Annotated in this window: 20 protein-coding genes; 6 read left to right on the forward strand and 14 right to left on the reverse strand. The window is 74.6% G+C overall.

The annotated features are described in order from the left end of the window. Positions 1-419 precede the first annotated feature (419 nt). The 3 genes from ACSNOH_RS05370 to ACSNOH_RS05380 form a co-directional block, all read right to left on the reverse strand. Positions 420-1358: a D-alanyl-D-alanine carboxypeptidase family protein gene (locus ACSNOH_RS05370; protein WP_436720020.1), complete on the reverse strand. Its 939-nt coding sequence runs from the start codon at positions 1356-1358 to the stop codon at positions 420-422. Between the two features lie 217 nt (positions 1359-1575). Continuing rightward, positions 1576-2340 carry a CbtA family protein gene (locus ACSNOH_RS05375; RefSeq protein WP_436720021.1) on the reverse strand — a complete coding sequence of 255 codons (765 nt, stop codon included), beginning with the start codon at positions 2338-2340 and terminating at the stop codon, positions 1576-1578. Positions 2341-2360: 20 nt separating this feature from the next. Then, the gene (locus tag ACSNOH_RS05380) at positions 2361-2588 is read right to left on the reverse strand and encodes a CbtB domain-containing protein (RefSeq protein WP_436720023.1); all 228 of its coding nucleotides are present in this window, start codon (positions 2586-2588) and stop codon (positions 2361-2363) included. Positions 2589-2888: 300 nt separating this feature from the next. On the opposite strand from ACSNOH_RS05380, the gene ACSNOH_RS05385 reads away from it, so the two are divergent. The 3 genes from ACSNOH_RS05385 (at position 2889) to fes (ending at position 7113) form a co-directional block, all read left to right on the forward strand. Further along, positions 2889-3533: a histidine phosphatase family protein gene (locus ACSNOH_RS05385; RefSeq protein WP_436720024.1), complete on the forward strand. Its 645-nt coding sequence runs from the start codon at positions 2889-2891 to the stop codon at positions 3531-3533. Positions 3534-3547: 14 nt separating this feature from the next. Continuing rightward, positions 3548-5731: a Fe(3+)-hydroxamate ABC transporter permease FhuB gene (gene fhuB / locus ACSNOH_RS05390; protein WP_436720025.1), complete on the forward strand. Its 2184-nt coding sequence runs from the start codon at positions 3548-3550 to the stop codon at positions 5729-5731. 152 nt (positions 5732-5883) lie between these two features. Continuing rightward, positions 5884-7113, forward strand: a complete 1230-nt coding sequence (gene fes, locus ACSNOH_RS05395; protein ID WP_436720027.1) for an enterochelin esterase — start codon at positions 5884-5886, stop codon at positions 7111-7113. Here the strand turns inward: fes and ACSNOH_RS05400 are convergent. The 3 genes from ACSNOH_RS05400 to ACSNOH_RS05410 are packed head-to-tail and all read right to left on the reverse strand — an operon-like array spanning position 7037 to position 15835. Beyond that, positions 7037-8401 (reverse strand): DHA2 family efflux MFS transporter permease subunit, encoded by a 1365-nt coding sequence (locus ACSNOH_RS05400; protein WP_436720028.1) that lies wholly within the window; start codon positions 8399-8401, stop codon positions 7037-7039. The two genes, fes and ACSNOH_RS05400, sit on opposite strands and share 77 nt — an antisense overlap. Before the next feature lie 5 nt (positions 8402-8406). Beyond that, a complete protein-coding gene (locus tag ACSNOH_RS05405; protein ID WP_030364989.1) occupies positions 8407-8610 on the reverse strand; it encodes an MbtH family protein in 204 nt (67 codons plus the stop codon). Between the two features lie 4 nt (positions 8611-8614). Beyond that, entirely contained in the window at positions 8615-15835 is a 7221-nt protein-coding gene (locus ACSNOH_RS05410; RefSeq protein ID WP_436720029.1) for an amino acid adenylation domain-containing protein, read from the reverse strand. A gap of 142 nt (positions 15836-15977) precedes the next feature. On the opposite strand from ACSNOH_RS05410, the gene ACSNOH_RS05415 reads away from it, so the two are divergent. Further along, positions 15978-17108, forward strand: coding sequence for a M20 family metallopeptidase (locus ACSNOH_RS05415; RefSeq protein WP_436720030.1), 1131 nt, complete (start codon positions 15978-15980; stop codon positions 17106-17108). A gap of 49 nt (positions 17109-17157) precedes the next feature. On the opposite strand, the gene ACSNOH_RS05420 is transcribed toward ACSNOH_RS05415, so the two are convergent. After that, positions 17158-18150: an ABC transporter substrate-binding protein gene (locus ACSNOH_RS05420; protein ID WP_436720031.1), complete on the reverse strand. Its 993-nt coding sequence runs from the start codon at positions 18148-18150 to the stop codon at positions 17158-17160. A gap of 190 nt (positions 18151-18340) precedes the next feature. On the opposite strand from ACSNOH_RS05420, the gene ACSNOH_RS05425 reads away from it, so the two are divergent. Next, positions 18341-19138 carry an ABC transporter ATP-binding protein gene (locus ACSNOH_RS05425; RefSeq protein ID WP_436720032.1) on the forward strand — a complete coding sequence of 266 codons (798 nt, stop codon included), beginning with the start codon at positions 18341-18343 and terminating at the stop codon, positions 19136-19138. A 22-nt stretch (positions 19139-19160) separates the two neighbouring features. Here ACSNOH_RS05425 and ACSNOH_RS05430 read toward each other — a convergent pair whose 3' ends face one another. The 3 genes from ACSNOH_RS05430 to ACSNOH_RS05440 all read right to left on the reverse strand — a co-directional run bounded on the left by ACSNOH_RS05430 (position 19161) and on the right by ACSNOH_RS05440 (position 21081). Continuing rightward, entirely contained in the window at positions 19161-19709 is a 549-nt protein-coding gene (locus tag ACSNOH_RS05430; protein ID WP_436720033.1) for a cupin domain-containing protein, read from the reverse strand. 110 nt (positions 19710-19819) lie between these two features. Beyond that, positions 19820-20497, reverse strand: coding sequence for a hypothetical protein (locus tag ACSNOH_RS05435; protein ID WP_436720034.1), 678 nt, complete (start codon positions 20495-20497; stop codon positions 19820-19822). Then, on the reverse strand, positions 20497-21081 hold the full coding sequence (locus ACSNOH_RS05440; protein WP_436720035.1) for a sigma-70 family RNA polymerase sigma factor: 585 nt from the start codon (positions 21079-21081) through the stop codon (positions 20497-20499). Before ACSNOH_RS05440 ends, ACSNOH_RS05435 begins: the two co-directional genes overlap by 1 nt. Before the next feature lie 168 nt (positions 21082-21249). Between ACSNOH_RS05440 and ACSNOH_RS05445 the strand changes: the two genes are divergently transcribed. Next, complete coding sequence (locus ACSNOH_RS05445) at positions 21250-22101, forward strand: SAM-dependent methyltransferase (protein WP_436720036.1); 852 nt, start codon at positions 21250-21252, stop codon at positions 22099-22101. Positions 22102-22135: 34 nt separating this feature from the next. Here the strand turns inward: ACSNOH_RS05445 and ACSNOH_RS05450 are convergent, their stop codons facing one another. The 4 genes from ACSNOH_RS05450 to ACSNOH_RS05465 all read right to left on the reverse strand — a co-directional run bounded on the left by ACSNOH_RS05450 (position 22136) and on the right by ACSNOH_RS05465 (position 25803). Then, the gene (locus ACSNOH_RS05450) at positions 22136-23344 is read right to left on the reverse strand and encodes a hypothetical protein (RefSeq protein ID WP_436720037.1); all 1209 of its coding nucleotides are present in this window, start codon (positions 23342-23344) and stop codon (positions 22136-22138) included. A gap of 90 nt (positions 23345-23434) precedes the next feature. Further along, a complete protein-coding gene (locus ACSNOH_RS05455; RefSeq protein WP_223267433.1) occupies positions 23435-23821 on the reverse strand; it encodes a GntR family transcriptional regulator in 387 nt (128 codons plus the stop codon). Positions 23822-23872: 51 nt separating this feature from the next. Further along, positions 23873-24853, reverse strand: a complete 981-nt coding sequence (locus tag ACSNOH_RS05460; protein ID WP_436720038.1) for an ABC transporter permease — start codon at positions 24851-24853, stop codon at positions 23873-23875. Then, entirely contained in the window at positions 24850-25803 is a 954-nt protein-coding gene (locus ACSNOH_RS05465) for an ABC transporter ATP-binding protein (protein ID WP_436720039.1), read from the reverse strand. The genes ACSNOH_RS05460 and ACSNOH_RS05465 overlap by 4 nt, the downstream gene beginning before the upstream one ends. Positions 25804-25822 lie beyond the last annotated feature (19 nt).

The following is a 25822-nucleotide window of genomic DNA, read 5'->3' on the forward strand; positions in this document are numbered from 1 at the left end:
GCGGGACATGGTGCCTCCTGAGGGCGGTGGGGCTGGCCGGCGGGTGCGGGCAGGAGGGCGCTGGTGCTTGGCGGCGAGACGCGTCGGTGAACCGATCCGTGCCAAGGGCATGGCCGAGGGGCACGCCGGGGCTGCGGTACGCGGCGGCGTGCCGTGGGGGTCGGACTGAGGGTGGTGGACGGGTCCCGGCGGACGGCTGCTCGTCCGGTGCCGTCGGGGTGTCCGCGGCTTTCCGGTGCCCGTTTCCGGACAGGTAGGACTCTAACCGGCCCGGTCGGCGGACGCGTTCGCCAACCGGCAGTTCCCCGCAGACTGTTCACTCGTTCAGGTATAAATCATCGCCGGGTACCGGGAGTTGGTACAACGCGAGCCCGGGCCCGCGAAGGGGCCCGGGCTCGTGCGCCGGAGGCAGTGGGCGGTCAGTCCTCGTGCGCCGCGGAGGGGAGCCGGCGCAGCTTCAGCGGCGTGTGCTTCTTGAAGGCGTAGTCGAGCATCCTGGCGGCGTCCGGGTAGCGGTTCGCGGCGTCGTTGAGCAGGACGCCGACGACGCTCCGGCCGCCGTGCCGGGCGGCGAAGACCAGGCAGGGGCCGGCGGCGGAAGTGGTCCCGGTCTTGACGCCGGTGACGCCGTCGTACGAGCCGAGCAGCTTGTTGGTGTTGTACCAGGTGTAGAGCCGGTTGACGTTCTTGGCCTTCTGCTGGGTGTTCAGCGCGGCGGTGACCGTGCGGAAGGTGCCGTTGCGCAGGGCGTGCACGGAGAGTGCGGCCAGGTCCTTGGGGGTGGAGAGGTTGCGGCCCGCGGAGGAGATGCCGTCGAAGGAGTCGTAGTGGGTGTCGTTCAGCTTCAGCTGCCGGGCCTTGGCGTTCATCTTCGCGACGAAGGACTTCGTGCGGGCGGCCTCGTCGGGGCCGGTGCCGTAGGCGTCGGCGAGGGCGTAGGCCGCGTCGCAGCCGGAGGGGAGCATGAGCGCGTAGAGCAGCTGACGCGTGGTCAGCCTATCGCCGGTGCGGAGGTCGGCCGTGCTCGCCTCGGTGCGCTGGACGTAGTCGCGGTAGGACTGCTTGATCTGGATCTGCCGGTCGAGGTCGATCCCCGGGGTGTCCAGGACGACCACCGCGGTCATGATCTTCGTGGTGCTGGCCATGGGCCGCTGAACCGTCGCCGCCTTGGCCCACAGGGGCCGCCCGGAGCGGGCGTCCATCAGATAGGCGCCCTTCGCGCCGACCGAAGGGCCGGGCGCGGCCTGCACGGCCGGCGCCGGAAGGGCGGCGGCGACCGCCGCGGCCGTCACCGTCGCCGCCAGGGGCGCTCCCCACGCTCCCCGGCGGCGGTCCTGCTCTCCCCCACGTCGCTGCATCAAGGCTCCATTCCTCGGGTGTCGGGTCGGGGCGAGCGGCATCGTCGCACCGGCCCGCGCGCGGGAAGAAATCCGAACCCCTCACGGGTGAACGGCACTTCGGAGGCTGACGGAACGCGGGGAGGCGGCTGTGGTACGAGGAAGAGGAGGCAGACGGGAAGAGCCCCCCCCGGGTGACCGGGGCGGGCTCTTCGGGGTGACGACTGCGGGCCGCGGGTCAGCTCGCGGGCGCCGCCGTCCGCGCCTTCTCCTCCTCCCGCGCCCCGGCCCGCGGGGTCAGGAGCCGTTCGGCGAAGTGCCCGAAGACCAGGCCGAAGCCCGTCCACAGCACGAGCTGCACGGCGAGGGCCGACAGGCGGAACTTCCACAGCAGGCCCGCCGGGAAGTCGTCCGGCAGCTCGTTGACCGAGGGCAGGAACGCGTACGCGAGGCCGACCGCGACCACGAAGGCCGCGCCCGCCGCGACGGTGGCGTTCCAGTTGCCCAGGCGGGGCGCGAGGCGCTTGCCGAAGATGACCGTGCCGACCGCCAGCAGGACGCTGAGCGCGATCATCAGGAAGTACAGCGCGGTGCGCTTGCCGATCGAGTCGGGGTCGCCGACGGAGGGCGGGTTGGCCGGGTACTTGAGGAACGGCACGAGGTAGACGGCGACGAGCGCGCCCAGCGAGACCAGTGCGGCCGTGGCCCGCGGGCCGAAGCGGCCGATACGGCCCAGCGCCACGCAGAACGCCAGCGCGGCGATGCCGCCCAGGGCGACGCCGTACACGAGGACGCCGGTGGCCAGCCCGGCCGTGGACTGCAGGGTGCGGCTGACCGGCTCGTCACCCCCGCCGTGGTCGTGGCTGTGCGCCTCCTCGAAGGCGATGGCGGAGTCGATGTGGGGCTCGCCGAGCAGATAGGCGGCGACGAGGGCCAGGATGCCGGCGGCGAGGCCCGCGAGCATGCCGCGGGCGAGCAGGGCTCTGACGGAGATCGAGTTCACGGTGGTACCCCTGCGGGCCGTCAGTGGCAGGGGAATCCGAGAAGGTGGCGTCCGTCGTGGACCCACTCGTGGACGTTCTCGCCGGAGAGGAGGGAGGTGGCGCCCTGCTCGGCGCCGACGAAGTAGAGCAGGACCAGCATGAGGATGCCGCCGAAGAGCGCCCACGGGGCGATCTGCTTCAGCGAGATGGGCGCTACCGCGGGTATGGCGGCGGACGCAGCGGGGGCGGGGGCGGCGGACTGAGCCATGGCAGAACCTCCTGGGGAAACACGCGTCCCAATAGTCGGGGCCTAGGACGACAGTGCCGGGTCTGACTTCCCCGCGGGGCTTCCGCCGGGGTACACAGTGGCGCGACCGTGCCGGGTTCTCACCGGACTTCCGTCACACCGTCGTCGTTGCCCCGCGACCGTACCGCGCGCCGGTGGCCCGCGCCACGGCGTGCGGGCGCGCACCCCGGCGCACGGCCCCGGCCGTGTCCGTGATCTGCTGATTCGCGGCGGGCGCCGCCCGCCCGCCGACCCGCCCGCAGTAAGGGGACGAGGACCACCATGACCGTCCGTGTGATGCTGATCTCACCGGCCGCCGTCGCCGCACACGAGGCCCGCTTCGGGGACGACGGCCCGCTCGATGCGGCGGGTCTGCGCCGTACGCGGGCGGCGGGCCCGCTCCCCGCGGCGGGCCGTGCGCTGACCGCGCCGTCGCCCCGCTACCGGGAGACGGCGACGGCGCTGGGCGCGGCCGGCGCCCGCGCCGAGCCCGCCCTCCGCGACCTCGACGCGGGCCGCTGGCGGGGCCTCCGCCTGGACGAGGTCGCCGCCGCCGAACCGGAAGCCCTCGCCGCCTGGCTGACGGACCCGGGCGCGGCTCCGCACGGCGGCGAGTCGGTCCGGGACGCCGTCGCCCGGGTCGGGGCGTGGCTGGACGGGCTTGAGGAGAGGCTTGAGGAGAGAGGGGACGGCCGGGTCCTGGCCTTCGCCCCTGCGGCAGCGGTCCGCGCCGCGGTCGTGCACGGACTGGCGCTGCCCGCGCAGTCGTTCTGGCGCCTCGACGTACAGCCCTTGTCCCTGACCGAACTGACGGGGCGCGGGGGCCGCTGGAACCTCCGCTGCGGGGTTCCGCTGGCGCGCGGGCACGAAGGGGACCCGGGCGACCGAGGTCACCCCACCTCGCCTGCGGCAACGCAAAGTTCTTAGGCTAGCCTTACCTTATGACTGTCTCGCAAGTGGGCCCCCCGGAGGTGCAGCCCGCCGCCCAACAGGCCCCGGCGGGGCGCGTGCACGGCAGCCGGGCCGTCCTGACCGCCTCGGCCGCGCTCGTGCTGGCGGTCCTCGTGCTGTCCGCCCTGTCGCTGTCCGTCGGCGCGGGCGAGGTCGGGGCCGGGGACGTGCTGGACTACGTCCTCGGGCGGCACGGGGCCCGGGACAGCTCCCGCCTGTCGCTGGTCGTCGGCGACCTGCGCCTGCCCCGGACGCTCACCGCGCTCGCCGTCGGCGCCGCCCTCGGCACGGCCGGCTGCCTGCTGCAGGCCGTCACCCGCAATCCCCTCGCCGAGACGGGCCTGCTCGGCGTGAACGCCGGTGCCTCGCTCGGCGTCGTCGCCGGCATCGCCTTCCTCGGCGTGCACAGCGGCTACGGCTATCTGCTGTGGGCGTTCGGCGGCGCCGTCCTCGCCAGCGCACTGGTGCTGCTCATCGCCAACCGCCGCGGCGGCGGCTCCCCGATGCGGCTGGTGCTCGCCGGGTCCGCGCTGGGAGCCACCTTCGGCGGCATCACCAGCGTGCTCATCGTGAACTCCGCCGAGACCTACGACCGCTTCCGCTTCTGGGTCCTCGGCTCGCTCGCGGGCGTCGAGGGCTTCACGAAGCTGACGAGCCTCGCGCCCGTGCTCGCCGCGGGCTTCGTCGTCGCGCTGCTCGTCGCCCGCCCGCTGTCGGCCCTCGCCCTCGGCGACGACCTCGCCAAGGGCCTGGGCCACCGGCCCGGCGCCATCCGCGTCGTGGTGGCCGTGGCCGTGACCCTGCTCACCGCGGCCTCGGTGGCGCTCGTCGGCCCCATCTCCTTCCTCGGCCTGCTCGCCGGGTTCCTCGCACGGGCCGTCAGCGGCCCCCGCCTGACGGCGCAGCTCGTGCTCGCCGGCCTCATCGGCGCGGGCGTGCTCACCGGCTCCGACGTCCTGGCCCGCGTGGTCTCCCGGCCGTTCGAGGCGCCCGTCTCCGTCATCATCGCCCTCTTCGGCGCGCCCGTCCTCATCGGCATCGTCCGCTCCCGGCGGATGGCCTCGATGGGCATGACCGACCCCGCGGCGGACGAGGGCCACAAGGGCGGGCGCGCCGGCGCCGCCTCCCGGCCGCCCCGGCCGGGCCGGAGCGACAGCCTCGTCGTGCGCACCGGCGCCCTCTCGCTGCTCGTCCACCGCCGCGCCGCCGTCGCCGCCTTCGCCCTCGCCGCGCTGCTCGTCGGCGCGGTCGTGCTGTCCGCGTACGCCGGGCAGAGCGAGATGAGCCTGAGCCGTACGTTCAGCGCCGTCTTCGGGTCGGGCGACCGCTTCGACGTCCTGCTCGTGCAGAAGTTCCGGCTCGGCCGGATCGTGGCCGGGCTGGCCGCGGGCGCGGCCCTCGGCCTCGCCGGCTGCCTGACGCAGACCCTCGCCCGCAACCGGCTCGCCACGCCCGAGCTGCTCGGCGTCAACGACGGCGCCACCGCCGCCGTCCTGCTGTCGGCGACGCTCGGCGGCACGTTCGGGGCGTGGTGGGCGGGGCCGCTCGGCGCGCTCGCCGCCGTCCTCGTCGTCACGGCCGTCTCCGGCGGGCTCGGGCAGCGCGGCTACCGCGTCCTCGTCGTGGGCCTGGCCATGTCGGCGCTCGCCTCGGCGGTCACCCAGGTCGTCCTCTCGCGCCGCTCCCTGAACTCGGCGAGCTCGCTGTACGTGTGGACGTCCGGCAGTCTCAACGGCCGCAGCTACGCGGTGGCCGTGCCCGTCCTCATCGGCCTCGCCGTGCTCGTGCCGGCCGCCCTCGTCGTGGCCCGCCACCTCAACGTGCTGCGGTTCGACGACTCCACCGCGGCGTCGCTCGGCGTCGCGCCGGGGCGCGTGCGGCTGGTGTGCATGCTGCTCGCGGTCGGCCTCGCGGGCCTCGCGGTCGGCATCTGCGGGCCGGTCGGGTTCGTCGCCCTCGCCTCCCCCGTGATCGCGGGACGGCTCGCGGGGCCGCTGCGGGTGCCGGTGCTCGGCTCGATGCTGGTCGGCGCCGCGCTGGTGGTGCTCGCGGACACGGTGGGGCGCGTCGCGCTCGACGGGGTGGAGATCCCGGTCGGCGTCGTCACGACCGTCCTCGGCGGGCCGTTCCTGCTGTGGGTGCTGCTGGGGCGGTCGGCGGCGACGCGGGTGTAGCCCTGCGGGGCTCCTCCCCGCCCCGCCCCTTCCCGAACCGGGGCTCCGCCCCGGGCCCCGTGTCGCGCTGGACGCGCTCGTCCTCAAACGCCGGACGGGCTGGTTGTTGCCCGGCCCCAGCCTCGTTTCGCCTGCCTGAGACAAGGAAGCCCATGGAACTGCGAAGTCCCCTCCTCCGCGAGCTCGCCGCCGCTGTGCGGCAGGGTGTGCCCGACGCCGCCGGCACCTTCTGGCGGCACGCCGCCACCAAGGGCACGCCCCTCGTCGAACCCGACCCCGAAGGAAACAGCGCCTGGCGGCTCGTCACCTTCCTGTGGCGCGACGACCCGGAGCGCCCCGCCACGGACGTGCTGGCCCTCCTCCACACGGTCACCGACAAGGACCGGCACGCCGGGGACCTCGCCCCCCATCTGATGGAGAAGCTGCCGGGCACCGACGTGTGGGCCATCAGCCACCGGCTGCGGGCCGACCACCGGGCCTCGTACCAGTTCTTCGTGGCGCACGGCCCCCGCGCGGAGACGCTGCGCGCGGACCGCGCGTCCTGGCTGCGCGTCCTGGACACGGCCGTGCCCGACCCGCTGAGCACGCGCCCGCAGCTGCCCTCGCGCGACGGGCGCAACCCGTCCTCGGTGATGGAGCTCCCGGACGCGCCCGTCCAGGAGTGGGCCGCCCCGCGCCCCGGGACGGAGCGCGGAGCGCGGAGCGTCGCCGTCGTCGACGGGCGGCGCGTCCACGTGCACCTGCCCGCCGGGCACCGGGCGGACGGCGGCCCGTACCCCGTCGTCGTGCTCCTGGACGGCGAGATGTGGGGGCCCGTGCTGGACTTCGGCACCACGCTCGACAACCTGTACGCGGACAAGCGCCTTCCGCCGGCCGTCACGCTGATGGTGGACACCATGGGCCGCGCCCGCCGCATGGAGGACCTCAGCTGCAGCGAGGCGTTCGTCGACTGGCTGGCGGACGTCCTGCTGCCGTGGGCCGCGCGGGCCTACGGGGCTGCGGACGATCCGGCGCGCACGGTCGTCGCGGGCCAGAGCGCGGGCGGGCTGACGGCGGCGTTCGCGGCGTTCCACAGGCCGGAGCGGTTCGGCAACGCGCTGTCCCAGTCGGGCTCCTTCTGGTGGCCGGACGGCACGGAGTTCGACAGCGGCAGCGAGTGGCTGACCCGGCAGTTCGCGGTGGCCGGGAAGCGGCCGGTGCGCATCCGGCTGGAGGTGGGCCTGCAGGAGTGGATGCTCCTGCCGCAGAACCGCCACCTGCGCAACGTCCTGGAGGCCAGGGGTTACGACGTCGCGTACGAGGAGTTCAACGGCGGTCACGACTACGCCTGCTGGCGCGGGGGACTCGCGGACGGGCTGGCCGCCCTGCTGGGCGGCTCCTGACGCAGAACGCACGGCGGGCCGGGTCCGCCTCCTGCCCGTGCGAGCCGCCGGAGGCGGCGATCACCGCGGCGGTCGCGGCGATCCCCAGCGCGCCGCCGAGCGTGCGCACGATGGTGAACAGGCCCATCGCCCGGCCCATGGCCGGCGGCGGGACGTCCGCGAAACCGGCGATCTGCACGGTCAGCACGGCCGTGCCGAGCACGAGGCCGACGCAGAACATCAGCGCCCGCACCGCCCACGCGCTCTCCGCGACGCCCGGCGCGGCCAGCGCGGCGAACACGCCCGTGGCCAGCAGCAGAGCGGGCACGGCGAGCAGGCGCGGGCCCAGCTTCGGCATGAGCCGGTCGGCGACCTGCGAGGCCAGCATGAGGCCGAGCGCCTCGGGGAAGACGCTCAGGCCCGCGTCCAGGGCCGAGGCGCCGAGCGCCGCCTGGTAGAGCAGCGGGAAGGCGAAGAGAACGCCCATGAGGCCGGCCGAGGTGACCAGGGCCAGCACCGTGGCCGAGGCGAACACCTTGTCGGCGAGCAGCCGCAGCTCCAGCAGCGGGTTCTTCGCCCGCAGCTGGTGCACGCACCCGGCGGCGAGCAGGATCAGGCCGAGCGGACCGGCCACGGCGACGGACGGCGCGGTCCAGCCGTGCGCGGGGCCGAAGCCCAGCGCGTAGGTGAGCAGGCCGAGGGCAGGGGTGGCGAGGAGGAAGCCGGTGAGGTCGAAGCCGCCCTCGGTGCCCTCCGTGTGCTCGCGCAGCCCGACCACGCCCAGCAGCACCGCGGCCGCGCCGATCGGCACGTTGACGAAGAACAGCCAGTGCCAGGAGAAGTGCTCGGTCAGGAAGCCGCCGAGCGGCGGGCCGAGGGCGGGCATCAGGGCCGTCGGCACGATGAGCACCTTCGACAGCTTCATCCGCTCGTGCGGCGGGAAGGCACGGAAGAGCAGCGTCATGCCGACCGGCGTGAGCAGGCCGCCCGCGATGCCCTGCACGACGCGCGCGAGGACCAGCGCTGTGAGGCCCTGGGAGAGCCCGCAGGCGGCCGACGCCGCGGTGAAGACGGCGAGGGCGCCGAGGAAGACGCGCTTGGTGCCGAAGCGGTCGCCGAGCCAGCCCGCCACGGGCAGGGAGACGGCGAGTGCCACGAGGAACGCCGTCTCGACGGTGTTGGCGGCGGAGACCGGCTCGCCGAAGTCCCGGGCGATGGTCAGCAGCGCAGGGTTGACGATGGTCGAGTCGAGGCCGTTCATGCACATCGCCGCCGTGTACACGATCACGACGGCGATGCGCGGGTTCATGCCCTTCACCCCTGGGCCGCCGGGGTCAGGTCGGTCCAGTGCTCGGTGATCCAGTCCAGGGCCTGCTGCCGCTCGCAGGGGCCGTGGACGGTCGTCCAGCCGTCCGGTACGGCGGCGAAACCCGGCCAGAGGCTGTGCCGGCCTTCGGCGTTGACGAGGACGAGGAAGGGTCCGTCGCCGTCGAAGGGGTTGGCGGGTGCGTCGCTCATGGGGTCAGTTCTCCAGGTTCTGCAGGCGGTCGGCGATGACGCTCGCGATGTGCGCGATCGGCTCGGGCAGGGTCATGTCCTTGTGGGAGCAGGCGACGTCGGTGTTGTCGATGCGCCCGGTCACGTACGGGGTCCAGGTGTCGGGGGTGAGCTCGTCGTCGATGGTGTCGACGGTGGCCCGGAAGAAGAGCACGTCGCCGTCGTAGACGCGGTGGTCGAAGGCGCGCACCAGGTGGTTGGTGTTGAGGTAGGTGCGGTTGAGGGCCTCGATGGTGGCGTCGTCGAGGCTGGCCAGCGGGGATCCCTCGCGCCGCAGCACCTCGGTGACGTGGGCGAGTTCGAAGGGCTTGCCCTCCAGGCTGTCCGGTCCGTAGCCGCCCATGGCGAGCAGCGCTTCGAGGGCCTCGGCCTGGTCGGGGACGGGCAGCTCGCGGAAGCCCTCGGCGGGGTAGGCGTCGAGGATGGCGAGCAGGGCGACCTCGTGGCCGAGGTCCTGCAGGCGGGTGGCCATGGCCTGGGCGATGATGCCGCCGGTGGACCAGCCGAGGAGGCGGTACGGGCCTTCCGGCTGGACCTCGCGGAGCCGGTCGACGTAGTGCGCGGCCAGCTCCTCCAGGGTCCGCGGCAGCGGCTGCGCGGCGGTGGCCGGGCCGACGCCCTGGGCCTGCAGGCCGTAGATGGGCACGTCGGCCGGGAGGTGGCGGATGAGGCCCGCGTAGCACCAGCTGAGGCCGCCCGCGGGGTGCACGCAGTACAGCGGCGCCTTGTCTCCTTCGCCGGCGGGGCGCAGCGGCAGCAGGACGTCGAGGGCGTCCGTCTGCCGGGAGGCCTCGATCGCCGCGTCGAGGGCGGCGACGGTGGGCGCCTGGAAGATCGTGCCGATGCCGACGTCCGCGCCGAGGGCGTCCTTGACGCGTCCGGCGAGGCGCACGGCGAGCAGGGAGTGGCCGCCGAGGTCGAAGAAGTTGTCGTCGACGCCGACGCGGGGCAGGCCCAGGACGTCGGCGAAGATCGCGCAGAGCTGTTCCTCGCGGGGACCGCGGGGGGCGCGGCCCTCGGTGACGGCGGAGGCGAGGTCGGGGGCGGGCAGGGCCTTGCGGTCGAGCTTGCCGTTGGCGGTCAGGGGCAGCCGGTCGAGGAGGACGACCGCGGACGGGACCATGTGGACGGGGAGTCCTGCGGCGGCGTGCTCGCGCAGGGCGGCCGGGGTGGTCTCGCGGGCGGGGACGGCGTAGGCGACGAGGCGCTTGTCGCCGGGGGTGTCCTCGCGGACGACGACGGCCGCGTCGGCGACGTCGGGGTGGTCGGCGAGGACGCCCTCGATCTCGCCGAGCTCGATGCGGAAGCCGCGGATCTTGACCTGGTGGTCGGCGCGGCCGAAGTAGTCGAGGTTGCCGTCGGGGCGGCGGCGGGCGAGGTCGCCGGAGCGGTACATGCGGGTGCCGCTCTCGCCGAAGAGGGCGGCGTACGGGTCTGCGACGAAACGTTCCGCCGTGAGGGCGTGGCGGCCGAGGTAGCCGCGGGCCAGGCCCTCGCCGGCGACGTACATCTCGCCGGTGACGCCGGGCGGCACGGGCTGCAGGTACGGGTCGAGGACGTAGACGCGCAGGTCGGGGATGTTGACGCCGATGGTGCTGGAGGCGCCGGCGGCGGCCTTCTCCCGGTCGAGGGCGATGTAGGAGACGTGCACGGTCGTCTCGGTGATGCCGTACATGTTGACGAGGGTGGGCGCGTTCTCGTCGTGGCGCTCGTACCAGTCCGCGAGGCGGGCGAGTTCGAGCGCTTCGCCGCCGAAGACGACGTAGCGCAGGGCCAGGTCGCTGCCGGGGTTCGCGCCCCTTTGTCTGTCCGCGGCCATGAGCTGGTAGAAGGCCGACGGCGTCTGGTTGAGGACCGTGACGGATTCGGCGGCGAGCAGGCGCAGGAAGGCGGCCGGGTCGCGGCTGACCAGGTGGGGGACGACGACGAGGCGGCCGCCGTGCAGCAGGGCGCCCCACATCTCCCACACGGAGAAGTCGAAGGCGTAGGAGTGGAAGAGCGTCCACACGTCGGTGTGGCCGAAGCCGAACCACTGGTCGGTGGCGGTGAAGAGCCGGACGACGTTGTGGTGGGTGACGGGGACGCCCTTGGGGCGGCCGGTGGAGCCGGAGGTGTAGATGACGTAGGCGACGTCGTCGGGGCGCACGGGCCGGACGCGCTCGTCCGGGGCGAGGTCGGTGCTCGCGTACGCCTCGGCGCCGGTGCCGTCGACGAGGACGACCGGCAGGTCGTGCGCCGGGATGCGGGCCGCGGTCGCGCTGTCGGTGACGACGGCGGCGGGGGCGGCGTCCTTCAGCATGTACGCCAGGCGGTCGGCCGGGTAGTCGGGGTCCATCGGCAGGTAGGCGGCGCCGGCCTTGGCGACGGCCAGCAGGCCGGTGACCAGCTCCAGGGAGCGGGGCAGCGCGAGGGCGACGATGGAGCCGGGGCCGATGCCGCGGGCGGCCAGCAGCCGGGCGAGGCGGTTGGCGCGGGCGGACAGCTCCGCGTAGTCGAGCGAGGCGCCGTCGCAGGTGACGGCCGTGCGGTCCGGGTGGCGGCGGGCGGCGTCCTCGTAGAGCTCCACGAGGGTCTGCTTCGAGGGCTCGGGGGCCGCGGTGCCCGTGTTCCACTCGACCAGCAGGCGGTGGCGCTCGTCGTCGCCGAGCAGCGGCAGCCGGCCGATGGGCGTGCCCGGGTCGGCGGCGGCCGCGGCCAGCAGGCGGGCGAGGTGGGCCGAGAGGCGCTCGGCGGTGGCGCGGTCGAAGAGGTCGGTGCGGAACTCCAGGAAGCCGGCGATGCCGCCGCCGGGCTGCTCGCCCGCGTTCAGGGTGAGGTCGAACTTGGCGGTGCCGGACGGGGTGGCCGCCATTGCGGCGGTCAGGTCCGGGCCCATGGCGAAGGCGGTATCGGGCAGGGACTGCCAGGCGAGCATCACCTGGAAGAGCGGGTGCCGGGCGAGCGAGCGCGGCGGGTTGAGCTCCTCGACGAGCCGGTCGAAGGGCAGGTCGCCGTTCTCGTACGCGCCGAGGGTGGCGGTGCGGACGCGGCCGAGGAGGGTGCGGAAGTCCGGGTCGCCGGAGGTGTCGGCGCGCAGCACGAGCGTGTTGACGAAGAAGCCGACGAGGCCGGCGGTCGCGTCGTCGTCGCGCCCGGCGACGGGGGTGCCGAGGGGGATGTCGGTGCCGCAGCCGTAGCGGGTCAGCAGGGCCGCGAGGGCGGCCTGGACGACCATGAAGACGCTGGTGCCGGTGGTGCGGGCGAGCGTCCCGACGGCGGCGTGCGCCTCGGCGCCGAGGTGGAAGGGGACGGTGTCGCCCGCGTAGGAGGCGACGGCGGGGCGCGGCCGGTCGGTGGGGAGTTCGAGCTGGTCGGGCAGGCCGGCGAGGGCCTGCTTCCAGTGCTCCAGCTGGCGGGCGGCGAGCGGGGTGGGGGCGTCGGCGGTGCCGAGGAGCCGCTGCTGCCAGGCGGTGTGGTCGGCGTACTGGACGGGCAGGGGCGCGAGTTCGGGGGCGCGGCCCTGCGCGCGTGCGGTGTAGGCGGCGGCGAGGTCGCGGGCGAGGGGCGTGGTGGAGGCGCCGTCGCCGGCGATGTGGTGCAGGAGGAGGAGCAGGGTGTGCTCGGTCCCTCCGTCGGTGAACAGGGTCACGCGCAGCGGGGGTTCGGCCGCGAGGTCGAAGCAGTGCCGGACGGCGGCGGTGACATCGGCGCCCAGCGGCGCGGTGTGCAGCTCGGGGTACGCCTCGGCGGGCGGCAGGATCCGCTGGTAGGGGTCGTTGTCAGTGGCCGGGTATACGGTCCGGAGTGTTTCGTGACGCTCGGTGAGGTCGCGCAGGGCCAGGCGGAGTGCGTCCTGGTCGAGCGGGCCGGTGAGGGTGAGGAGCAGGGGGATGTTGTACGTGGGGCTGGGGCCTTCGAGCCGGTGCATGAACCACAGCCGCTTCTGGGCCGGGGAGAGCGGCATCCGCGCGGTGCGGGGCACGGGCAGGAGGGCGGGGCGCTCGCCGGCGGCCGCGGGGGCCCCGGGGGTGCCGTCCAGGAGGGCGGCGAGGGCGGCCGGGGTGGGGTTGCGGAAGACGTCGGCGAGGCCGAAGCCCTCTCCCGCGCTCTCGCGGATACGGGCGGCGAGGCGCCCGGCGAGCAGGGAGTGACCGCCGAGGGCGAAGAAGTCGGCGTCGGGTGACGGCGGGGCGTCCAGTGCGAGGACGTCCTGGAAGAGGCCGCAGAGCGCGGCTTCCCGCGGGGTGCGCGGCGCGCGGGCGGCCGGGCCCGCGGTGGGCTCCGGGTCGGGCAGGGCGCGGTGGTCGAGCTTGTCGTTGGCGGTGCGGGGCAGGGCGTCGAGGGCGAGGATCGCGGACGGCACCATGTGGGCGGGCAGCTGCCCGGCGAGGTGCGCGCGCAGGGGCTCGGTGTCGAGGTCCGCGGCGGCCGTGCCCTCGGCGGGGACGGCGTAGCCGAGGAGGCGCTTGCCGTGGGCGGTGTCGCGGGCGATGACCGCGGCCTGGCCGACCGCCGGGTGGGCGGCCAGCGCGGCCTGGATCTCGCCGAGTTCGATGCGGAAGCCGCGGATCTTGACCTGGTCGTCGGCGCGGCCGAGGAATTCGAGGGTGCCGTCGGGGCGGCGGCGCACCAGGTCGCCGGTGCGGTACATGGCGGCGCCGGGGTCGCCGTGGAGGGCGCCGAAGGGGTCGGCGGTGAAGCGCTCGGCGGTCAGGTCGGGGCGGCCGAGGTAGCCGCGGGCCAGGCAGGCGCCGGCGATGTACAGCTCGCCGGTGACGCCGTCGGGCGCGGGGCGCAGCGAGTTGTCGAGGACGTAGGCGCGCGAGCCGCGGACGGGGCTGCCCTGCGGGGTGCCGTCCTCGCCGGGCAGCCAGTAGTAGGCGTCGACGGTGGTCTCGGTGGGGCCGTAGAGGTTGACGGGGCTGAGGCCCTCGGTGCCGGCGAGGCGGTGCCAGAGCGGGTCGGGCACGGTCTCGCCGCCCACGACGACGACGGCCGGGCGGTGCCGTCCTTCGTCCAGCAGGCCCTCGGCCAGGAGGGCTTCGGCGTAGGAGGGGGTGACGTCGAGGTAGTCGAGGCGCTCGTCGTGGACGTAGGCGGCGAGGGCGGCGGGGTCGCGGTAGGCGGCGTCGTCCAGCAGGTGCAGCTCGTGGCCGTGCACGAGCCAGATCAGCGGGTCCCAGGAGGCGTCGAAGGCGAAGGAGGCGCTGTGGCCGATGCGCAGGCGGTCGCGGCCGGTGCGGGCGACGGCGCGGGCGATGTGGTCGCTGCCGTGCCCGGCGTGGAGGTTGGCCAGCGAGGCGTGGGTGACGACGACGCCCTTGGGGCGGCCGGTGGAGCCGGAGGTGTGGATGATGTACGCGTCCTGACGGAGCTTGGGTGCGGCCGGTGCGGTGGCCGGGCGGGCGCCGATGCGGGCGCGGGTCGCCGGGTCGTCGAGCAGCAGCACGGGCACGTCGTGCGGGGGCAGTCCGCCGACGGCGTCTGCGGTGCCGACGAGGCAGCCGGGGCGGGCGTCGTCGAGGACGGCGGTGATGCGCTGGGCGGGGTGGCCGAGGTCGAGGGGCTGGCACACGCCGCCGGCCTTGAGGACGGCCAGCAGGGCGACGACGGTGGACGCGCTGCGGGGCAGGGCGAGGGCCACCGCGGTGCCGGGCGTGACGCCGGCGGCGGCGAGTTCGTGCGCCAGGCGGTTGGCGGCGGCCTCCAGTTCGGCGAACGTGAGGCTCTCGCCGCCGCTGCGGACGGCCGTGGCGTCCGGGGTGCGGGCGGCCTGCGCGGTGAAGAGCTCGGGCAGGGTGTGCTCGGCGGGCGGCTCGCCGCGGCCCGCGGTGGCCCTGCGGATCTCGTCGGCGTCCAGGAGGTCGAGGGAGCCGACGGGCCGGTCCGGGGTCTCCAGGAGGAGGGTGGTCAGCGCGTCGAGGTAGCGCAGGAAGGCCCGTTCGTGGGCGGCGAGCTCCTCGGGGGTGTAGCGGCCCGGGTTGGCGTCGAGGCCGACGACGAGGGAGTCGCCGGCTCCGGGGGTGACGGTGACGGCGAGGTCGTCGACGGGGCCGGCGGCGAGGTTGCGGACGGTGCCGGGCAGGCCCGCGAAGTCCAGGCCGCCGTCCTCGAAGGGCTTGATGTTGACCATGGGGCCGAAGAGCGGCCGGTCGCTGCCGGCGAGGCCGAGGTCGCGGCGCAGGTCCTCCAGGCGGTAGCGCTGGTGCCGGCCGGCGGCGCGCACGGCGAGGACGACGCGGCGCACGAGCTCCGCGCCGGTGTCGTGGGGCCGGACGGCGAGGCGCAGCGGCATGACGTTGACGGTCATGGCGGGGGTGCGCAGGGCGGCGCGGCTGCGCCGGTTCTTCAGCGGCAGGCCCAGGAGGACGTCCTGGGCGCCGGATATGCGGTGCACGTAGCCGGCGGTGGCGGCCATGACGAGCTCGGCCCAGGTGCTGCCCTTGGCGGCGGCCGCGGCCCGCTCCAGGCGGGCGCGGGTGCCCGCGGGGAGGACGGCGGTGCGGCGCAGGACCGTCGTCGCGGGCGCGGCGGGGCGGGAGGAGAGCGAGGCGGGCTCGGGCCGGTCGGCGAGGAGGGCGCCCCAGTGGTCGCGGTCGGCGGCGTACTGCTCGCTCGCGCGGTACGCGGCTTCCTCGTCGGTGAGTTCGCGCAGCGGGGCGAAGCCCGCGGCCGGGGGCTCCTCGCCCGCGGCGAGGGCGGTGTAGACCTCGGCGACGCGGCGGCCGATGAGGGTCAGGGCGTAGGCGTCGACGGCGAAGTGGTGGACGCGCTGGTACCACCAGTGCGTCTCGTCGCCGATGCGGAAGAGGGCCTGGGTGACGAGGGGGCCGCGGTCGAGGGCGACGGGGCGGCCGAGGTCGGCGCGCATCCAGGCTTCGGCCTCGGCGCGCGGGTCCCCGGCGGCGGTCAGGTCGATGCGGTGGAGCGCCGGTTCCTGCGCGGCGGCGGGGCGCTGGGCGGGGACGGCGTCCTCGTCGGCGGGGTCCGCCGGGACGGCGAGGAGGGAGAGGGTCTCCGCCTCGGCGGCGGTGCGCAGCAGCGCGCGCTCGAAGAGCTCCTCGTCCAGGGGTCCGCGGATCTCCACGCAATCGCCCGTGTTGTAGACGGGGTTGTCAGGGGCGAGCTCCTGGGCGTACAGGATTCCGGCCTGGGCGGCGAGCAGGGGAAGCTCGGCCTGAGCGGTCTCGGCCTCGTGGTGACGCATGGCGTGGGGACTCCCGTTGTAGGACAGCGATCTGGCCACACCGGTACCCCCCGGTATGTCAGCTTAGGTAAGCCTAAGCTATTTTCGGCCTATCCGTGAGAGTCTCCCACCACAGTGTGCGGACGGAACAGGAGCACCGAACATGACCGCGGCCGACGGCCTCAAATCCGCCCTGCGCGAGCGCGTGCTCGCCCACCGCGACGACCTCCTGTCGCTGAGCCGGCGCATCCACGCGCACCCCGAGACGGCCTTCGCCGAGCACCGTGCGGCGGACTGGTGCGCCGGATTCCTGCGCGAGCACGGCTTCGAGGTGACCGCGCCCGCGTACGGCCTCGGCACGGCCTTCGCCGCGACGACGGGCTCGGGCCCGGTCACGGTGGCCGTCGTCTGCGAGTACGACGCCCTGCCCGGCCTCGGGCACGCCTGCGGCCACAACCTGATCGCCGCGGCCGGCCTCGGCGCGGCCCTCGCCCTCGCCCCGCACGCGGACGAACTGGGCCTGACCGTACGGGTCCTCGGCACGCCCGCCGAGGAGCGCGGCGCGGGCAAGGCGCTCATGCTGGACGCGGGCGCCTTCGACGGGGTCGACGCCGCGATGATGGTGCACCCGTGCCCGTTCGAGGTCGCCGAGTTCCGCTCCTTCGCGCTCGGCACGCTCTCCGTCGCGTACACCGGCAAGGCCGCCCACCCGAGCCTCAACCCGCACGAGGGCCGCAACGCCGCGGACGCGCTCACCGTCGCCCAGGTCGCCCTCGGGCTGCTGCGCCAGCAGCTGCCGCCGCACTGGAAGGTGCACGGGGTGACCACGGGCGCGGGCACCGCGCCGAACCTGATACCCGACCGGGCCACGGCCGAGTACGAGATCCGCGCCTCCGCCGCGGAGGACCTGCGGGAGCTGCGCGAGCGCGTCGAGGCCTGCTTCCGTGCGGGCGCCCTCGCCACGGGCTGCGAGGTCGAGCTCACCCGGCCCGAGCCGGACTACCTCGACTTCCGCACCGACGCGGAGCTCGTGGCGCTCTGGAAGGACAACGCCCGCGCGCTGGGCCGGCCGGAGCCGCTGCAGCGGGAGCCCTTCGCCTGCACCGACATGGGCAACGTCTCGCACGCCGTGCCGTCGATCCACCCGGTGCTCGACATCACCGGGGGCACGTGCGGGCCGCACGAGGCGGAGTTCGCCGACGCGGCGGTCTCGCCCCGCGGCGAGCAGGCGCTGCTCGACGGGGCGGTCGGGATGGCCTGGACGGCGGCCGACTTCGCGACGAGCCGGCGCTGAACGCACGCGTGCCGGGCGGCCCTTGCGGACCGCCCGGCACGCCGCGTCGTTACTTCAGCGCCTTCGCGATGTCGTCCACGACGACGCCGCTCGCGATCGGGCCGCCGCGGGTCGACCAGACCGAGCCGTCCACCGTCACGGCGTGGTTCTTCTTGACCGCGTTCAGGTCCTTGTACGCGGGCTTCTCCTGGACGTCCTTCAGCGCCTTCTCACCGTCGGAGGTGAGGGTCGACAGGAACAGCCAGTCGCCGTCGATCTCGTTGATCTTCTCCAGGCTGAGCGGCGGGGTGTGGGCGTTGCCGTCCTTGTCCTGGTTCTTGGGCCGCTTGAGGCCCATGTCCAGGGCGACGCCGCTGGCGAACTGCTTCTTCTCCATCCAGCTCGGGCCGTCCGGGTTCCAGCGGACGATGCTGACCTCGGCACCCTTGTTGCCGCCCAGGCCCTCGCCGGCCTTCTTGGCCTTGGCCTCGTAGTCGCCGATGACCTTGTTGGCCTCGTTGATCTTGTTGAGGGCGTTGCCGATGCCCCGGAAGGAGAGCTTCCAGTCATCGGTCGGGGCCATGGTGACCAGCGTGGCCGGCGTGATCTCGCGCAGCTGCTTCAGCATCTGCTCGTCCTGCATGTCACCGGCCAGGATGAGGTCGGGCTTGGCGGCCACGACCTTGTCCATCACCGGCTGCAGCAGGTTGCCGACGACGTTGATGTCCTTGACCTTGTCGGCGAGGTAGGCCGGCGGCTTGTTCAGGCCCTGGCCGTTGGTGATGCCGACCGGCTTGACGCCGAGGGCCAGCACCGCGTCCAGGTCCTCCTGGGTGAGCGTCACGATGCGCTTGGGGTTGGCCGGGACCTTCACCGCGGTGCCGGTGGCGTCCTTGACCGTGCGGGTGCCGCCGCTCGCCTCGGAGGCGCTGTCGGACTTCTTCGCGTCCTTGTCCGAGTCGGAGCCGCATCCGGTGACCAGCAGCGCGGCCGCCCCCACAGCGGCGAGCACCTGCACCGCACGGCGCGGGGCGAAGGGGAGGAGGCGGGTGGGTGTGGTCATGGAAAGCTCCGGACGTGACGAGAAGGGTGAGGGAGGGTGACAGAGTAGGGAAAAGAAAGGACAAAGGGCGGCGGGAAGCACGAGGAAACCCCTCGCACCGACCCGCAATAGACATTAGGTTAGCCTTACCTTAAAGCTCTCCTCCGGGAGGGTCCACAAGTAACCGGCGATCTTCTGGAAAGGCCCGCCCGTGGAGCTCCGCGTCGAACAGCTCGTCGCCGGTTACCCCGGCCACCGCGCCGTGGCAGGGGTCGACCTGACCATCCCCTCCGGCCGGGTCGTCGCGATCGTCGGGCCCAACGGCTGCGGCAAGTCCACGCTGCTGCGCTCGGTCGCCCGGCTCCACCAGCCCGAGTCGGGCCGGGTGTACGCGGGCGACGCCGACATCTGGCAGCTGAAGCAGCGCCAGGCCGCGCACCGCATCGCCCTCCTCCCCCAGTCGCCGCTGGCCCCCGAGGCCGTCACCGTCGCCGGGCTCGTGCGCTACGGCCGCCACCCGCACCAGGGCCTCTTCCGCCAGTGGTCGCGCGACGACGAGCGGGCCGTGGCCGAGGCGCTGCGCGCCACCGGCGTCGCCGCGCTCGCCGACCGCCGCCTCGACCAGCTCTCCGGCGGCCAGCGCCAGCGCTGCTGGCTCGCGATGGTCCTCGCCCAGGAAACCCCCGTCGTCCTCCTCGACGAGCCGACCAGCGCCCTCGACATCGGCCACGCCGTCGAGGTGCTCGACCTCGTCCGCGAGGTGGCCCTCGCCGGCCGCACGGTCGTGATGGTCCTGCACGACCTCGCGAGCGCCGCCCGCTACGCCGACTCCATCGTCGCCATGAAGGACGGCCGCGTCGTCGCCCACGGCGCCCCGCGCGACGTCGTCGACACCGCCCTCGTGCGCGAGCTCTACGGCATCGACGCCGACATCCTGGAGGCCCCCGCCGACGGCTCCCCCGTCGTCGTCCCGGCCCGCCGGGCGCCGGTGGCCGCCGCCGTCTCCTAGACCGCGCCCGCCGGAGCGCCCGTCACGGCCCTGCCGGGGGCCCGGCCGTGCGGAGCGGGGTGATCTGCTCGATGTCGTAGCGGACGCGCAGCGCGGCGATGGCCTCCTGGTCGACCGGCGGGCCCGCCTCCAGGATCTCGAAGAGCTCCTCGAAGTAGCGCTCGTGGTCGGGCGGCGGCGAGGCCTGGAAGAACATCCGCACCGGATCCGGCGTCGGATTGGCGAAGGCGTGCGGGCAGCCCGGCGGGACGAGGATCACCGTGCCCGGGGTGGCCCGCGCGTACCGCTGCCCGGCCGCGGAGCGCCACTCCCGCCAGTTGTCGCGCGTGCGGACCAGCGGCTCGAAGGCGAGCACGTCCAGCTCGCCCTCCAGGACGTAGAAGAGCTCCTCGCTGCGGGTGTGCAGGTGCGCGCCGACGTCGAAGCCGGGCGGGACGACGACCTCGAAGCTGGAGGCCGCGCGCGAGTGCTCCCCGGTGACCTTGAAGGTGACCTGCTGGGCCGGGCTGACGAGGGTGCGCCCGCCGCCGGGCGGCACGACGAGACCGTCCTGGGCGGAGATGAGGGTCATCGCGGCGGTCCTTCCCGGCGGCGTTCCACGGCGTGACGGAACCACGCCGTCCGTTATTCCGGAGGGTGCCCGGCCGCGCCCGCGGACATCCGTGCCCTCACCCGTACGGGTCAGGCCTCGCCGGACAGCCGCTCCACGAGCCCGGTGCCCGGCTGCGGCACCTCGCCGAAGTCCGCGTCGTCGCAGTCGACCGTGAGGCGGTTGATGACGCTTTCCAGCGCGGCGGGCAGATGGGGCGTCAGGCCGCTGTGCCACTGCACGAGGAGTTCGTGGCGGGCGGCGTCGGACAGCAGCTTGCGGCGGCCGCCGGGCCGGGGCGCCCTGGACGGCGCCCGCGGCGGCTCCTGCGGGTCGTGCGCGGCCTGCGCGCGCCAGAAGGCGGCGTCGCGGAACTCGCCGTTGCGGCGGTGGGAGAGATACAGGCAGTACGCGGCGGTCCGGCTGCCGCCGCCGGCGGCGAACTGCCACCAGAAGTCGGCCGCGCCGGTGTGGCCCGTCACGTGCAGCAGGCAGGCGAAGACGAGGGCGCCCTCGGGGTCGATGCCCCGGTCGTCCGCGAACCGTTCGAGGCTGGCCGCCGCCTCGGCGGCGTTGATCACCAGGACGCAGGCGAGGTCGAGCTCGTTGCCCGCCTCGTCGCGGGCGCTGGGCGCACCGGCCGGGGCGGCCCGCTCCGGCCCGCGGCGGCGCGGCCGGCGCCGGCTCTCGAACGCCACGGCGATGGCGCGGGCGTCCGAGGTGAGCATGGCTTCGATGACGTCACCCTCGGTGTCGTGACTGCGCGGCATTACGTCCCCCTGCCGGAGTGCTGGACCTCTAATGCGGACAAGGCCGCGGAAACCTTGCGTTTCGCGTGGCCGACGAGGGAGCGCACGGCCGCCCGGTCCACGCCGAGCAGGTCCGCGACCTGGCCCAGGCTGTAGCCGATGACCAGGTGGAGGACGAGTGCGTCGCACTGCCGCTCGGGCAGCCGGGCGATCGCCGCGTACAGCGCGATGCGGCTCTCCAGGAGCCGGAAGCGCTCGGCGCGGTCCGGGCCCGCGTCGTGCGCCGCGCGGTGGAAGGCGGCCGTCGCCAGCGCCGTGCCGCGCCGGTGGCGGGCCAGCCAGCCGGCGACGTGCTCCTTGAGCAGCGTCCAGGCGTAGGAGTCGGCGCAGGGCTGGCGCAGGGCGTGCGGCCACTGGACGCACAGCCGGTCGAGGGCCGCCTCCGTGATGTCCGCGGCCGCCTCGGCGTCCCCGGTGTGCATGAACGCGTAGGCGCCCCACCGGTGCTCGTGCAGCTCGCGGAAGGCCGTGAAGGCGATCTCCATCCGGCGCTCCGCCGGGACCGCGGTCCCGGCCGGCACGGGCGTCCGGCAGCTGTCCGTCATGGGCGCCTCTCGTCGTGTGTCCCTCTGGCTCTTCCGCTTCTTCTGTGTGCTTCCAATGAACCGGAAAAGGAGGGGCCGCCGTGCCACAACCCCGCAAATAATCCGGATCTCCGTACCGGCGCGGTTACCCGCCCGTGACCGGGGACAGGTATGGGGCAGCCGTAACGCATGGGGAAGGGAGAGAAGATGGGCGAGGCCCGCGAGGACTCCGTGGTCGACCTCCGGCTGGACCGGGCCCACTCGGCCCGCATCTACGACTGGTTCCTGGGCGGGCGGACGAACTTCGCCGCGGACCGCGAGGCCGGCGCCCAGGTCCTGGCCGTCTTCCCGTCGGCCGGGGAGGCGGCCAGGATGAACCGGGCGTTCGTGCACCGGGCCGCGCGCCACCTCGCGCGCGAGGGGCTGGACCAGTTCCTCGACATCGGCACGGGCATCCCCACCTCGCCCAACCTCCACGAGACCGTGCAGGAGGTCCTCCCCGCGGCCCGCGTCGTCTACACCGACAACGACCCGATCGTCCTCGCCCACGCCGCGGCCCTGCTGCGCGGCGGCCCGGAGGGGCGCACGGCGTACGTGCAGGCGGACGCCACCGATCCCGGCAGCATCCTGCGCGCGCCGGAGCTGCTCGGCACGCTCGACCTGCGCCGGCCGGTGGCCCTGACCCTCAACGCCCTGCTGCACTTCATCACCGACGACGGGCGAGGCCGGGCCCACGCGGTCGTCGAGCGGCTCAAGGCCGCGCTGCCCAGCGGCAGCGCGCTCGTCGTCACGCACGGCACCTCCGACTTCTCCCCGCCGGCGGCGGACCGGATCATGGACATCTACGCGCGGGCCGGGACGCCGCTCCAGCTGCGCAGCAAGGCCGAGTTCACGCGCTTCTTCGACGGCTGGGAGCTGGTGGAGCCGGGCATCACGCTCGCCCACCGCTGGCGCCCCGACGCCCCCGGGCCGCCCGGGGAGGAGGACCGGCCGACGGCCGCGGAGGCCGTCTGCTACGCGGGGATCGCCCGCAAGCCCTGACGCGCCGGCCGGTGCGCCCGCGGATGCCGCCGCCTCATATGGCGTACTTCCACACGGTGAGCATGAACGCCCCGTACCAGCAGCCGAAGAGCGTGGCCGCGCAGAGCACGGTCACGGCCGTGCGGGTGCGGGCGGCCGCCAGTGCGCGGGCGGCGGGGAGGAGGAAGAGGACGGCGGGTATGAGCAGCCGCAGCTTGGAGTGCGAGTAGTTGCTCTGGGCCAGGGTGAGGACCACGATGCCCGTGCCGTAGACGGCCAGCGGCGGCCAGGTGCCGCGGTGCCAGGTGAGGAAGGTGGCGCACACGAGGGCGAGGAGGAGCACGGCGGTGCTCACCGCGACCCAGTCCTCGCCGCGGCGCAGCGTCTCGCCGAGGAAGGCGAGGAAGGCCGCCCCGTTGTCCCAGTGGGTGCCCCAGCCGGCCTCCTGGATGCGGAACCAGGCGCCCGGGTCGCCGACGCGCTGCCCGACCCACCACAGGTACAGGGGCGTGCCGAGGCAGCCGAGGGCGACGGCCGCCACCGGCCGCGCGCTGATGCGGCGTTCGCGGAGCAGGTGGAGTCCGGCGGCGACGGCGAGCGCGGCGACCACGGCCGCGGCGGCGGGCCGGGTGAGCCCGGTGAGCAGGGCCAGGGCGCCCGCGGTGAGCCAGGCCTTGCGGTGGGCGGCGAGGAGCGTGCCGGCGGCCAGGGCGAGGAAGAGCGACTCGCTGTAGGACATCAGGAAGGACAGGGCCATCGGCTGCGCCCCGGCGAGCAGCACGATCGCGATGAGGGCGGTGCGGGCCCCGTGGAGCGCGGTGACCAGGCGGTGCACGGTGATCAGTGCGGCGAGCAGCGCGAGGTGGGCCGCGACGATGCCGGCGGTGCCGAAGCCGAGGCCGGTCGCGGCGTGGACGGCGCGGATGAGCAGGGGGAACAGCGGGAAGAAGGCGAGGGTGTTGCCGGTGAGGGCGCCGTCCTCGTCGTAGGTGTAGCCGTGCGGGTAGCCGTGTTCGGCGATGCTCACGTAGAGGTTGCCGTCCCAGGCGAGGAGGCGCTCGCGGAGGGCGGGGCCGCCGGGGTCGCTCATGGCGGCCAGGATCAGCAGGTGGACGGCGGTGGTGACCGCGTACGCGGCGAGCGCGGGCAGCACGAAGCGGAAGATACGTTTCCCTCGCTGCCGCGCGGACGGGGCGGACGCCTCCGGCAGGGCCGGTATCGCGCCGGGGCCGGCGGGTGCGGGGTCGGGTGCGAGTGCCGTCATGGGCGGTCATGCCATTTCGTCGGGGACGTACGGGAGTACGCGGTGGGGGCTGCGGAGGCCGTCACGCCGCGGGGAGCCAGCGCGGTGCCGTCACACGGCGGGATAGTGCTCCGCGCGGGCGGCCGTGATCAGCGCGGAGACGTCGGTCCAGTCGAGGCCCTCGCGGCGGGCCCGGCCCATCCAGTCCGCGAGCTCCCCGCGCAGCGGGGAGTCGGCGAGGGCACGGGGCCGTGCGGGGGCGGCGCTCACGAAGGTGCCGACGCCGGGCCGGGCCTCGACGAGCCCGAGGTGTTCGAGCTCCCGGTAGGCCTTGAGCGTGGTGTTCGGGTTCAGCTTGGTGACGGCGGCGACGCGGGCGGCGGTGGGCAGCTGGTCCCCGGCGGTGAGGATGCCGAGGCGCAGCGCCTCCTGGACCTGCTGGACGATCTGCAGGTAGGCGGCCATGCCGCTCTGCCGGTCGATCCTGAACTCGACCATGGTGCGGCCCCCCTCATCCCGTCCCGGCGTGCGGCGACCGTGCGGCGCGGGTCACAGCGGGCGCCGCCGGCCCCACCACAGGGTGAGGGCGAGGATCGCGAGGGCCGCTGCCAGCACGAACGCCGTGTAGGTCCACTGCATGCCGGGCATCTGGTCGTACCCGAAGTATTCCAGGCGCTCGGCGACGATGCCCTTGGCCCTGCAGTCCGCCGGGGTGCGCTCGTTGAAGCACGTGCCGAAGCCGTGGAGCCCGCCGTGCGCGTCGACGGTCCAGTTGTCGTGACGCACGGCGCCTGCGGGCAGCGCGGGCTGTCCCTCCTCGACGGGGTTGACGAGCACGCGGGGCTTGGCGCCGAGCGGGACGTAGCCGGAGAGGGCGAGGCTCCAGGCGAAGCTGAAGCCGAAGGCCATGCCCATGGCGATCAGGGTGCGGCGGACGAACAGACCGCAGGCCGCACCCGCGGCGAAGTGCAGCAGGGCCAGCGCCACGGGCACGGGGCCGGTGTTGAGGAAGACGTGGTCCGCGGCCCACTCGCCGCCGTAGAAGAGTTCGTGCGCGGGTTCCCACCACGAGGTGAAGGCGGCCGAGAGCGCCGCGGAGCACACGACGGTGACCAGCGCGGCCGTGCCGAGCTTGGCGGCGAGCCAGCGGCCGCGGGTGACCGACTGGGTGGTGACCAGGTGCACGGTGCCGCGCTCGCGGTCCCCGGCGATCAGCGGTGCGCCGAGGAGGACGCCGGCGACGAGGGGCACCAGCGACATCAGCCCCGCGGCGCTCTGGAACGACTCGCTGTACGCCTCTCCGGAGGCCTCCACGAGCGACAGGGGGCCGTGGGTGCGGGCGGGGCCGAGCCAGCCCAGCGTCACGTGGCGCTGCCAGAGCATGTGCACGCAGCCGGCCGCGGTCAGCAGCAGGCACGCCACGAAGGCGACGCGGTGCTGGCGCCACACCAGCCACGGCAGGCCGCGCAGGATGCGGGGCGGCTGCTTCCCGGCCTGCGCGCCGTGGAGTTCCCGTACGGCGGTGCTCATGCCGTCACCTCTTGGTCTTCCTGTTCCTGGTCGTCACGGCCGTCGACGCGGGCCGCGGCGGTGAGCAAGGGGGGCGCGGCGGGCGAGCGCATGTAGCTCAGCAGCACCTCCTCCAAGCCGGGTTCGGCAATCTTCCAGTCGCCCTCGACCGGGCCGCGGGGCCGGATGAGGGCGGTGAACTGGCGGCCGGTGGTGCGGGATTCGACGACCGTGTGCCGGGCGATCTCCGCGGGGACGCCGTCGGTGAGGTGCACGCCGGTCACCAGCCGGTGGGCGGCGAGCAGTTCCTCCGTCTCGCCGGCGAGGCGGACCCGGCCGCGGTCGACGGCGAGGAGGTGGTCGCACATGGTCGCCACGTCGGCCAGCCGGTGGGAGGACATCACGACGGTGGTGCCCTGTTCGGCCGCCTCGGCCAGCAGGAGGCCGCCGAGCTCGTGGGCGGCGAGCGGGTCGAGGTCCGCCATCGGCTCGTCGAGGAGCAGCAGGCGGGGGCGCTTGCCGAAGGCCAGGGCGAGCGCCACGCGGGAGCGCTGCCCGCCGGAGAGGCTGCCGACGCGGGCGCCGGGAGGCAGCTTCCCGGATCCGGCGATCCGCTCGGCCGCCGCCTGGTCCCAGCGCGGGTTCAGCTCACGGCCCAGGCGCAGGGTCTCCTCGACGGTGAAGTGCGGGAAGAGCGGTTTGTCCTGGGCGAGGAAGGCGGTGTCGGCGAGGCCCGCGGGGTCGGTGACCGGCGAGCCGAAGACGTGCAGGCTGCCCTCGGTCGGCCGGAGGATCCGTGCGGCCATGCCCAGCAGGGTGCTCTTGCCCGCGCCGTTGGGACCGACGAGGCCGCACACCGCGCCGGCCGGGATCCGCACCGAGAAGTCCTGGACGGCCCGGCGCCGCCGGAAGGTCTTGCCGAGCCCGCGCGCCTCGACGGCCCAGCGGCTCGCCCCGTCGGCTGACGTCATCCCACCCCACCTGCTCCGC

Origin of the sequence: Streptomyces sp. URMC 127 (genome assembly GCF_051386535.1) — a bacterium.
In the GTDB taxonomy this organism is placed as follows: Bacteria; Actinomycetota; Actinomycetes; order Streptomycetales; family Streptomycetaceae; genus Streptomyces.

Excerpts from the sequence above, each read along its gene's own strand:
- ACSNOH_RS05370 (WP_436720020.1), bottom strand. The coding sequence starts at position 1,358 with ATGCAGCGACGTGGGGGAGAGCAGGACCGCCGCCGGGGAGCGTGGGGA.
- ACSNOH_RS05380 (WP_436720023.1), bottom strand. The coding sequence starts at position 2,588 with ATGGCTCAGTCCGCCGCCCCCGCCCCCGCTGCGTCCGCCGCCATACCC.
- ACSNOH_RS05385 (WP_436720024.1), top strand. The coding sequence starts at position 2,889 with ATGACCGTCCGTGTGATGCTGATCTCACCGGCCGCCGTCGCCGCACAC.
- fhuB (WP_436720025.1), top strand. The coding sequence starts at position 3,548 with ATGACTGTCTCGCAAGTGGGCCCCCCGGAGGTGCAGCCCGCCGCCCAA.
- fes (WP_436720027.1), top strand. The coding sequence starts at position 5,884 with ATGGAACTGCGAAGTCCCCTCCTCCGCGAGCTCGCCGCCGCTGTGCGG.
- ACSNOH_RS05400 (WP_436720028.1), bottom strand. The coding sequence starts at position 8,401 with ATGAACCCGCGCATCGCCGTCGTGATCGTGTACACGGCGGCGATGTGC.
- ACSNOH_RS05405 (WP_030364989.1), bottom strand. The coding sequence starts at position 8,610 with ATGAGCGACGCACCCGCCAACCCCTTCGACGGCGACGGACCCTTCCTC.
- ACSNOH_RS05410 (WP_436720029.1), bottom strand. The coding sequence starts at position 15,835 with ATGCGTCACCACGAGGCCGAGACCGCTCAGGCCGAGCTTCCCCTGCTC.
- ACSNOH_RS05415 (WP_436720030.1), top strand. The coding sequence starts at position 15,978 with ATGACCGCGGCCGACGGCCTCAAATCCGCCCTGCGCGAGCGCGTGCTC.
- ACSNOH_RS05420 (WP_436720031.1), bottom strand. The coding sequence starts at position 18,150 with ATGACCACACCCACCCGCCTCCTCCCCTTCGCCCCGCGCCGTGCGGTG.
- ACSNOH_RS05430 (WP_436720033.1), bottom strand. The coding sequence starts at position 19,709 with ATGACCCTCATCTCCGCCCAGGACGGTCTCGTCGTGCCGCCCGGCGGC.
- ACSNOH_RS05435 (WP_436720034.1), bottom strand. The coding sequence starts at position 20,497 with ATGCCGCGCAGTCACGACACCGAGGGTGACGTCATCGAAGCCATGCTC.
- ACSNOH_RS05440 (WP_436720035.1), bottom strand. The coding sequence starts at position 21,081 with ATGACGGACAGCTGCCGGACGCCCGTGCCGGCCGGGACCGCGGTCCCG.
- ACSNOH_RS05445 (WP_436720036.1), top strand. The coding sequence starts at position 21,250 with ATGGGGAAGGGAGAGAAGATGGGCGAGGCCCGCGAGGACTCCGTGGTC.
- ACSNOH_RS05450 (WP_436720037.1), bottom strand. The coding sequence starts at position 23,344 with ATGACGGCACTCGCACCCGACCCCGCACCCGCCGGCCCCGGCGCGATA.
- ACSNOH_RS05455 (WP_223267433.1), bottom strand. The coding sequence starts at position 23,821 with ATGGTCGAGTTCAGGATCGACCGGCAGAGCGGCATGGCCGCCTACCTG.
- ACSNOH_RS05460 (WP_436720038.1), bottom strand. The coding sequence starts at position 24,853 with ATGAGCACCGCCGTACGGGAACTCCACGGCGCGCAGGCCGGGAAGCAG.
- ACSNOH_RS05465 (WP_436720039.1), bottom strand. The coding sequence starts at position 25,803 with ATGACGTCAGCCGACGGGGCGAGCCGCTGGGCCGTCGAGGCGCGCGGG.